This window comes from Bradyrhizobium sp. Ai1a-2, from assembly GCF_000426245.1.
Lineage (GTDB): Bacteria > Pseudomonadota > Alphaproteobacteria > Rhizobiales > Xanthobacteraceae > Bradyrhizobium.
This window is the reverse complement of sequence record NZ_AUEZ01000082.1, coordinates 24,384-33,935: the sequence shown is the minus strand read 5'-3', so window position 1 is coordinate 33,935 and position 9,552 is coordinate 24,384. Positions and strand designations below refer to the sequence as shown.

Genomic DNA, 9,552 nt, shown 5'->3' with positions numbered 1-9,552 from the left:
CGGCATTGTTTCAGCAACGAAGCAGTCCATAAGCTTTGACCTGCCACTGCGTATTTCCTCCAGATGGAGTTAGAGTCCGGCCCGCAGAAGGACGGACAGATGAAGCGAGCAAGGTTTTCGGAAGAGCAGATTATCGCGGTGTTGAAGGAGCATGAGGCTGGGGCGAAGACGGCTGACCTTGCTCGCAAGCATGGGATTTCCGAGGCGACGATCTACAATTGGAAGGCCAAATTCGGCGGCATGGATGTCTCCGAGGCCAAGCGACTGAAGGCCTTGGAAGAGGAGAACGCGAAGCTGAAGAAGCTTCTGGCCGAGCAGATGCTCGATGCGGCCGCCCTTCGCGAGCTTCTTTCAAAAAAATGGTAGGGCCGGCCGCCAAGCGCGCTGCGGTCGCGCATCTGCAGGCCGTCATGAGCCTGTCGGAACGGCGGGCCTGCTCGATCGTGAGCGCGGATCGGAAGATGATCCACTATCGCTCCAGCCGCCCTCCAGAGGCAGAGCTGCGAGGCCGGCTGCGAGATCTCGCCAACGAGCGGCGGCGTTTCGGCTACCGCCGGCTGTTCGTCCTGCTGCGGCGGGAGGGCGAGCCGTCGGGGATCAACCGGATCTACCGGCTTTATCGCGAGGAGGGACTCGCCGTCCGCAAGCGACGGGCTCGGCGCAAGGCTGTGGGGACCCGGGCCCCGATCCTGGTGGAGGCCAGGCCCAACGCGCGCTGGTCGCTGGACTTTGTCCACGACCAGTTCGCCAACGGCCGGCGCTTCCGCATCCTCAACATCGTCGACGACGTCACCAAGGAATGCCTGGGCGCCATTCCGGAGACATCGATCTCGGGGCGGCGGGTGGCCCGCGAACTTACGACAATCGTCGAACGACGCGGCAAGCCAGGAATGATCGTGTCCGACCATGGCACCGAGTTCACCTGCAATGCCATGCTCGCCTGGTGCAAGGACACACTCATCGATTGGCACTTCATCGCACCGGGAAAGCCGATGCAGAACGGCTTCATCGAGAGTTTCAATGGCCGAATGCGCGATGAGCTGCTCAACGAGACCCTGTTCTTCGATCTCGACGACGCCCGCGCCAAGATCGCCAACTGGATCGCCGACTACAATCTCCGGCGACCTCACTCATCGTTGAAATACCTAACCCCCGCGGCCTATGCCGCCCACCTCACCGCAACGGACGATCGGCTACGCAACCCCGACCAGCTCCGCCGATCGTCCGTTGCTCCACCCGCGCCACTTGGCGTACAAAACTCCGAGACTCTAACCGCCGCTGGATGAAAACTCAGTGGCAGGTCACACGCTCGGACCAACTTATCTCATTCTGATGTCAGACGGCGGAGAGCCGGTTGGTTCGGTTCGTCTGCTTCCAACGACCGGACCGACCATGTTGGCCGACACTTTTCCCGTTCTGCTCGGCGGGATCCCCGCGCCGCAGGACGAACGAGTTCTCGAAAGCTCGCGCTTTTGCGTGGACACCAGCCTTATCGCCGAACAGGCCGCCAATAGTCTCAACCGCGCCACGGTTATCCTCTTCGCCGCAATGATCGAAGCGGCACGCAGCGCGAGCGCAGACAGCATCGTGACAGTCACCGATACGCGTATGGAGCGCATTCTGCGCCGAGCGGGCTGGCCATTGAGACGAATCGCTGCTCCACAGCAGGTCGGATCGACCATGGCCGTCGCCGGCTTTCTCGAGACGTCCGAACAAGCGCTTCACGGGATGTACGAACGGGCCGACGTCAGCGGCCCTGTGCTCCTCTCACCCGATCTTGTCAACCCGGCCGCCTGACAACGCGCGCCTCCTGAGTAAGATCCAGCAACGGTCATTTGAAACGCAAATGTTCGCAGACCCACGACATAGTCGGGTGGTGTTGATCAATCTGTCGCGCGGCGAGAGATTGGCTTCGGCCGGTCTTGGCGCGCGCCACAGCAGCTTCTCATTACTGCAGACAGGCTTGGAAATGTTCGCCGTCGCGTCGATAGCCATCGGCGAATGCCAGCCGGCTGGCATTGAGGTTCGTCAGCAACTCGTGCACTCGATGATGCACCTGGACGTCGACGCCCTTTCTATTTGGCAGGATCACCGGTTCACAGACAATCTGGCTTCAGCCCAAACCAGTATCATTTTCTTCGCAGGAAGTTGGTTCGAAGAGGAGATCTTCATTGCCGCACTGCAGGCGGCCGAGCGCGGATATGACGTACGCTTGCTATCGGACCTCATCGCGGCGCGTGTTGACGGGGACCGTTCACTCGTTTTGGATCGACTTGCGCTTCACGGCATCTTGCCGACTACTGTGCGACAGATGCTGCTGGAATGGGCGGTGTGTCTGGACGATGCGCTTTTGAAGCAAAAGGTTCAGCAGCTTTTGTCGTGAGGTGGCCTCAACCTCGGGCGCCTTCAGGCGCCCGACAGCCGCGCTCGACCGCGCTCGCGAGCCTTTGCGGCTTCGGACGTGGCGGCGAGCTAGATCAGCCATACAATCCTTAGTCGACAGGCGAATAAAATAAAAGGTAGGTCAAATTTGGGTTTTAGGGCTGCTGGGCTCACGAGAGTTTCTGTTTTTTTTAGATCCGCGGCTGCGTCTCTTTCCCTTCCACCCTGCTTACATCACCCATGGCGGCTCACGCCTTTGATCTCATCGCTGCGAGGAAGATCTTGGCCGCCGCATCGAGAAAGCTCAGTGTCTACACGATGCGCCTGCGGTCAACGCTGTTAAGCCGAGGATCACCTTTGCCGCTGGCGCGGCTACACTCGCTCTCGTAGCCGCGGCAAGGCGCCGCTGATCCGGTGCGCCAACGCGGCGACTTCGGCGACATAGCCGTCCACCGCAGTTCGGGCGGTCGCCGTGCCCGGGTGACGGAAACTCAAACAGATTCCCTCGTGCGACCGGTTGATCCACAGGTATGCCTCGTGCGGGTCGGCGCTGCGACTGATCAGAAATCTCGTCCGCCAGCGTGACCAACAATGCGACCCCAGCACCTTACGATGGTCCATATAGGACACCATGAACCGGTCGCGCAGAGCTGCGCCAACTAGTTCCATCGCCTTGGAAAACGGCACGCGCGCAGTCTCCTTGGCCCGCTCCAGTTCGAGCCTGGCGGCGCGCAACAGCTCTGGGAGCGTGTCGGACACCGGGAAGCTCACCGGACTCATCCCGACGTACCAGCCGAACGAATCCATCCAACGCGGGTCGTTCCGAGTGTGGAAGGGAGTGACGGTGCGGAATTCCTGTTGGTTGGCCAGCGCTTTGCCGACCAGCGCCAGACAAGCGAAGAGGCCAGCCACGGTATTTCCGCCCTCTGCTCGGCACGCCCGACCGAACTCGCAAGCGGTGGCCGCGTCGAACAGCCAGATCCGTCCGCTGCGCTGCATCGCCCCATTCGGCGAACCGAGCGGCACGGGGAAATCCGGGAGTCGGCCGGCGTTGGCGGCGACCAAATCGCGCCAGTGGCCGATTGCGGGATGGACGGCGGTCAGGTCAGTCAGCCGAACTCGTTCGGCCTCGGCGTAGTCCAGGTAGCTGTGCGCCGGGGCCAGTTGTGGCGCCACTTCCTGGACCACAGCGGTGTACAGTTCACTGATCTCGTGAGGGACCCGTGCAAGCGAGTAGAGGTCGGTGACCGAGTGGTCGGAGGCGAGCACCACGCTGGTTGATCCGGGTCGGCTAATCGTGGCGAATACATACGGGGGCCAGCACAGCGCTTTCGTCTCCGCGTCCAATAGTTCTTCCAGCGTCCGGGCTAATTCGCCTGCATCGGTGTAGTCACCGAGTTCGATCCGGTCGAGCGCTACCGCGCCCGGGCCGATGGTGGCGAGGTGTATCGCCGGGCCGTCCTTGGCGAAGCGGCAGCGTAATGCCTCGTGCCGGTCAACCCACCCAAGGATCGCACTGGTCAAGGCGGTGCTATCGAAGTCGCCCGGCCGTTCGAACGCAATGCCCAGCCAAGCCGGGCCGCCATCCCTGAGATAGCTGAGGTGTTCCTCCTGAACATGGGACGGCCGGCGCGGGTCGGAGCGCCAGCGGGCAGGGGCGGGCACGTTGACCCGCCACACCGTCAACTGCCCCGGCCGCAGCTCGAGATCGCGCAATTCGTTGATTTCCATAACCCAGTCTGGTCTGCCGATCGGTCGTGCTCAGGGACGCAAGCTGTGCGTGTGGCGCAGGGGCGACCGCCAGATCCACAGCACGGAGGCCGCGCCAAGAACGCTGCTGGCCACCAACGTGGCGCGCAGGCCAGGTCCGGCACCGACCGCGCCGCCAAGCAGCGCACCCAGCGGCGCTAGCCCCCACACCACGCTTCGGATGCTCGCGCTGACGCGGCCCTGCACCCGGTCCGGGACCAGCGCGTATCGAATCGGGACCTGCTGCACGTTGTAGATTTCCTGGCCAACCCACAACACGAACTGGGACACCGCCACGCAAGCCACCGCGGAGCACCGTGGCTCGGTAAGTAGCGTGGCCAGAGTCAGGCCTCCGGCGCTAAGCGCGAGGGCGACTATCAATACGGGCCCAAGACCGATCGCCCGGCCGGCCCACGGTGCGGTGATCGCGCCCACGACCCCGCCGAGTGCGCCGATGCCGAGTACCACGCCGGTGGTCCAACCGTCGAAGCCGAGCTCGTTGGTCAGGTACAGCAGAAAGACCGCGGAGTAAGCGTTGTAGCAGAAGATAAAAGTGCCGGTAGCCAACGTGACCGCCCGCAGAATCGGGTTGCCAAACACCGCTGTCAATCCTTCTGCAACCTGGCTGAGTACCGCACTTGAGCTGGCCGCCTGGGACTCGGCCGCGCGCATCGGGACCAGTGGCAGCAACGCGGTAGCAAGCAGGAACGAGGCCGAGTCAGCTAGGATCGCGGTCGGCGCGGAGAACGCGCTGACCAGCCAGCCGGCCAAGAACGGCCCGGCCGCCACCACGCTGGCTTTGCTGAGTTGCCAAGAACTCTGCGCCCTGATCAGTCGCGCCCGGTCCACCACCATAGGCACGCACGCCAGATAGGTCACGTCGGCGATCACCGCGGCCACCCCGACAAGTGTGTTCGCCATATACAGCTGGACCGTTCCGAGTTGCCCCAGGCTGGCGAGCAGCGGAATCGTAGCCAGCGTCGCCGCCATCACCAAATTGGCGGTCAACAGGATGCGCCGGTGCGGGAAGCGGTCCACGATCACCCCCGCGAATAGGCCGATCACGAGGTACGGCGCGCGGCCGCAGGCCAGCAACAGCCCGGTCTGCGCGGGTCCTGCGCCCAGCAGGGTGATCGCGGTGAGCGGTAGCGCGAGTACCGTCACCTCGGACCCCAGCTGCGACACGGTGTGCCCAACGAGGAGGGCCAAGTAGCCGCGCGGTAATCCGCGAGGTGGGGCCGAAACGTCGGTGCGGCTCACGCGTCGACGATCGGGGTCGACAGATAGCCGAGCCGGGCCAGTTCACCGCCGGCGATCTGCTCGAACTCTGCGATCTCCGCCCGTGTCAGATCATGAGCGTAGCGCCCGAGCCGACCGGAGTGCATCGGTTTGCCCGCGGACTCAGCCGCCGGGTGACCGTACGGGCGTTCGAACAGCGCATGCTCCTGTTCGGCGTGGCGCAGTACGGCCTCATGCCAGGGCAGGCGCAGATGGTCCAGGATTTCGGTCAGGGTGGGGCGGGGGTGTCTCACCAGATCCTCATAGCGGACCTCGAGATAGCGGTCTGGCGGCGCCAGGCGATGCGGCCGGGACACCACTTCGAGCCAGCCCCGCGCGGCTTCCGCTACGGACCGGTAACCCCAGTCTGGCACGGTTTTCAGGTGCGAGGCTGCCAAGTCCCGACCGTCCCGCACGATGTGCACGAAGTGAGCGCGCGGCCATAGGCGGGCATAGGCGTCGATCTCGGTAATCTTGCGTTGCAGCTTCAGTCCCCACCGTCGCGCTCCGGTGCACGCCCTGCGGAACTCACCAATCTCGTTGATCAGCCTGCATCGATCGGCGAACGAGACGACCTCGCTGGATGACTCAGTCATCACCTTGCTGACCAGCCTGCGCACGTCATCGAAGTCCAGGCCGAACCTCCGGCACTGCACCACGAAATGCACGCCGTCATACCAGGAGTGATCGACCTCGTACCAGAACGGGTCGATGGCGCTTTTGGCCGTAGCGCGCGCCTCGAGCAGGTCGGTCGCCCGCAGGATGTGCGGGCCGAGATTCGGCGGTTGCAGGAAATCGATCTCCGGCCCGACCGCCAGATCAGGATGCGAGTCCAGCACCACGCTGAGCAAGGTGGTGCCGGATCGGTTCTCGCCGCCGAGCAGGACCGGCGAGGTGGAAAACGGGTCGGACTCGGGCACAGCAATGTCCCCCTGTTGAGAGCTTGTACTCATGACTGGCTGCGCCCGGTGATCCAGCGCCGAACCGAATCCGAGGTGGCCACGAAGTGATCACCGGCGAAGCGCACGGCGGCGGCTATCGGGTCCGGATCGCCACTTGCACTTTCCACTCGCGCCAGTGCCGCCGGCAGAGCCTGTCCGGCGGCTTCGATCGCAGACCGCACATCGGCATCCGCCAGTGCCGCGGACGGCATGAACCGGCCGCCGTACTGCATGAGGAAGCCCCGCGACCACATCTCCTGGAAAAACGCGTGACCAAGTTCAGCGTCGGCGAACACGACATCGAACATAGTGGGCCAGGCGAACGCCCACGCCTCAACCTGCTGGCCCGCGAAGACCTTGTTGAGTCCGCTCATGAGTTGCTCGCCAATCTGGCTCATCCGCGCCAGCGCATCCCCGCCGCGCAGCGCGTCCAAGGTGCTCAGCGCGGCCGCGAACGGTGTGACCTCGCGCTGATAGGTGTTGCCCAAGTAGGTCTTCTCGGCGGCGTTGAGCACATCCGCCCGACCGGAAACCGCCGATAGCGCCATGCCATTGGCCAGTCCCTTGCTCAGTGTGATCAGGTCGGGCGTGAGGCCGACCGCGGTGTGATAGCCGCCGAGGGCGTAGCGGAATCCGGTCATCACCTCGTCCAGGATCAGCAGGGCACCATGCCGACGCACCAAGTTCTGCAGCTCCCGGTGGTATTCGGGCGGGAAGAAGTTGACCTCAGGGGTGATGATCACCGCAGCGACGCGCTGCACCTTTGCCAGATCATTGAGCAGATCCAGGTCGTAGCGGAAATCCACGCTGTCCCAGTCCCGGTCGGGAAGCCCCATCCTTGGCCGGTCCTGCAAGTGCCAGTCATGCCAGCCGTGATATCCGCTGGTCAGCACCAGATTGACGCCGGTGTGCGCGCGGGCGAGGCGGACCGCGGCGGTGGTGGCGCAGGAGCCGGTGCGAAAGAACATCGAGCGTTGCGCGACAGGGAAGATCTCCGCCAGCCGTTCGGCTACCTCGACCCGGTGCACAGATAACGGCCCGGGCAGGATGCCGCCGGTACGGCGCATTTCCGCTGCGACGTGAGCAACGACCGGTTCGTATCCGGCTCCCAACGGCGCGGCCCCGCTACACGAGGTGAAATCCACGTATTGTTTCCCATCAACATCCCAGACATGCGCGCCAGATGCGCGGGTCATCACCACCGGAAAACGCCGGTTAAGATCCCATTTCTCCGACGCGGTGACGCGGAGCGCGCGGCGAAGGGCGGATTTGTGCCCTTCGGTCGTCGCCAAGGTCGCACTGGGCATGCTGATGGACATGAACCATCTCCAGTTGATTTCCGAGCACGGTCGGTTAGGCCAGCTGCGTCACTATTCTCCGAGCGATCCGCAACGCGTTGGCCTGAATGGTGAAGGTCGGGTTGACGCCTCCGGAATACGGAAAGAACCCGCCGTCCGCGACATAAAGATTGTCGATGTCGTGCACACGACCCCAACGGTCGACCACGGATTCCTTCGGATCGATCCCGGCTCGACAGCCGCCATGCAGATGCCCGCTACCGAACTGATAGTTGGAATCCTGGTAATCGACCTTTTTCACGCCGGCCTCGAGCAGCAAGTCCGACGCGCGCCGGCTCAAATAGCCTAGTCGGCGTTTGTCCACCGGATGGGTCCAGTACTCAAGAATGATGTTCGGCAAACCTAGCCGATCCCGCGTGTTGGCCAGTCGTACCGCGTTGTTACGCATGGGCTGGTCGGCCGCCAGGAAATGCAGCCGTAGCGTTATCTTTCCCTCGTGGACCGCCCGCTCCGTCGGACTGGCTTCGTAGATGAGTCCGCCCAACCCCGAGGGCGCCTCCTCGTCGAGGTAGTGATCGGAGATCGCGACGGTGGAGAACGGGCCGCCCAGCGGCTGCACGGGCAACCGGTCCAGCGCGGTGCTGCCAGACACGTAGCCGCTGATTTTAAACGAGATGCCGCTGCCAACCATGCCAGCGCCATTGCCGATGCCGTTCGGCGCCGCGGGCTGTGCCGACCGTAATAGCAGGGCGGCAGACTGAATCGCGTTGCCAGCCAGCACCACGCAGCGGGCCCGGACCCGAGCGCGCTGCCGACTATCGGTGTCAAGCCATTCCACCGAGTCCGCGCGGCTGACGTTGCCCAGGTCGATACGCACGGCCTTGCTGCCCAGCGCGACCGTCAACGCGCCGGGTGGCAGGGGGACATCAATGAACGGGGACCGCGCATCGGCCCTTGCGCCGGTAAGACACAGGTGTTCGTTGCATGGGCCGCAGCAGTGACAGGCCGGGCGGCCGCCGTACGGCACCGAGTTGATCGCGAGCGGTGTAGGGAACGGCAGCCGGCCGATGCGTCCGCCGGCGTTAGCGATCAACCGGCCCTGCGGGCTGTACTGGTGCGGCGGCAACACGGCAGGATCGCTAGGCGGTTCGAGCGGGTCCGCGCCGGCCAGCCGCGCTACCCCCATCCGCCGTTCGAGCTCCTCGTAGTAGGGGCGTAGTTCGGCGTAGTCGATGGGCCAGACCGGGTCGAGCGCATCCGCGGCCACATGCGCACGCGCGTCAAAATCGACGGTGCGATAACGGAAGGCGATCCCAGCATACAGGGTCATTCCACCGCCGAGCGCCGACACGGTCCACGGGCGTCCAAACGGCATCAACCCACCGGGTGGAGAGCGCACCAAGGCGTCATCCATACTGCTTTGGACAGTCGCCAGTGAGGCGCCGGGGGGAAGCCTCCGGCCTTCTTCCAGGACGAGCACCCGGAATCCGTTTCGGGCGATCTCATGAGCGACTGTCGAGCCGCTGGCACCACTGCCAACTACACACACATCAACGGCATCGGCCGTCATGTCTCACCTCTGATCTCACCTCTGACGACAAACCTCGGCCACGCGTAGTGGCGACTGTCCACCAGTCGGCAGGTCAACACGACCGTGAGAATTGTTATAGCCAGTGTTGAACGAACGGCAGGTCATCGCCCCAGAGCCCAGGAGTGGCCTCCGTTCGTTTTGCCAAGGACCGTAGGCGAGCCACTTTGAGAATCGTACAATATGACGCCACGTACGATTCAAGCCCCTTCAGCGGGGCGGGATGGATATTTCTAAAATCCTGCCTTCCAGTAGCAGCGAAGATTTCAAAATTGAAAAAAGAGAGTGCCGGTATTCTCAAAGGACCTGCGCGAGC

Annotated in this window: 8 protein-coding genes; 3 read left to right on the top strand and 5 right to left on the bottom strand. The window is 63.7% G+C overall.

Annotation, left to right across the window (positions count from 1 at the left end; genetic code table 11):
- Positions 1-99 precede the first annotated feature (99 nt).
- From K288_RS0135230 to K288_RS0135220, 3 genes are all read left to right on the top strand, one after another.
- A protein-coding gene (locus tag K288_RS0135230; RefSeq protein ID WP_152535820.1) for an IS3 family transposase occupies positions 100-1,286 on the top strand; the annotation gives its coding sequence in 2 pieces (ribosomal slippage) (positions 100-352 and positions 352-1,286; 1,188 coding nt in all).
- 46 nt (positions 1,287-1,332) lie between these two features.
- On the top strand, positions 1,333-1,797 hold the full coding sequence (locus K288_RS47470; RefSeq protein ID WP_051334909.1) for an acyl-homoserine-lactone synthase: 465 nt from the start codon (positions 1,333-1,335) through the stop codon (positions 1,795-1,797).
- A 76-nt stretch (positions 1,798-1,873) separates the two neighbouring features.
- Positions 1,874-2,383: a hypothetical protein gene (locus tag K288_RS0135220; RefSeq protein ID WP_152535819.1), complete on the top strand. Its 510-nt coding sequence runs from the start codon at positions 1,874-1,876 to the stop codon at positions 2,381-2,383.
- A 371-nt stretch (positions 2,384-2,754) separates the two neighbouring features.
- On the opposite strand, the gene K288_RS0135215 is transcribed toward K288_RS0135220, so the two are convergent.
- Genes K288_RS0135215 through K288_RS0135195 form a run of 5 tightly spaced genes read right to left on the bottom strand, consistent with a single transcriptional unit; the run spans position 2,755 to position 9,218 of the window.
- Positions 2,755-4,113, bottom strand: coding sequence for a condensation domain-containing protein (locus K288_RS0135215; RefSeq protein WP_027583762.1), 1,359 nt, complete (start codon positions 4,111-4,113; stop codon positions 2,755-2,757).
- 30 nt (positions 4,114-4,143) lie between these two features.
- On the bottom strand, positions 4,144-5,391 hold the full coding sequence (locus tag K288_RS0135210) for an MFS transporter (protein ID WP_256378868.1): 1,248 nt from the start codon (positions 5,389-5,391) through the stop codon (positions 4,144-4,146).
- Complete coding sequence (locus tag K288_RS0135205) at positions 5,388-6,329, bottom strand: sulfotransferase (protein ID WP_244443372.1); 942 nt, start codon at positions 6,327-6,329, stop codon at positions 5,388-5,390. Before K288_RS0135205 ends, K288_RS0135210 begins: the two co-directional genes overlap by 4 nt.
- A gap of 29 nt (positions 6,330-6,358) precedes the next feature.
- On the bottom strand, positions 6,359-7,669 hold the full coding sequence (locus K288_RS49870) for an aminotransferase class III-fold pyridoxal phosphate-dependent enzyme (RefSeq protein ID WP_051334906.1): 1,311 nt from the start codon (positions 7,667-7,669) through the stop codon (positions 6,359-6,361).
- 34 nt (positions 7,670-7,703) lie between these two features.
- Entirely contained in the window at positions 7,704-9,218 is a 1,515-nt protein-coding gene (locus K288_RS0135195) for a GMC family oxidoreductase (RefSeq protein WP_027583759.1), read from the bottom strand.
- Between the last annotated feature and the right edge of the window lie 334 nt (positions 9,219-9,552).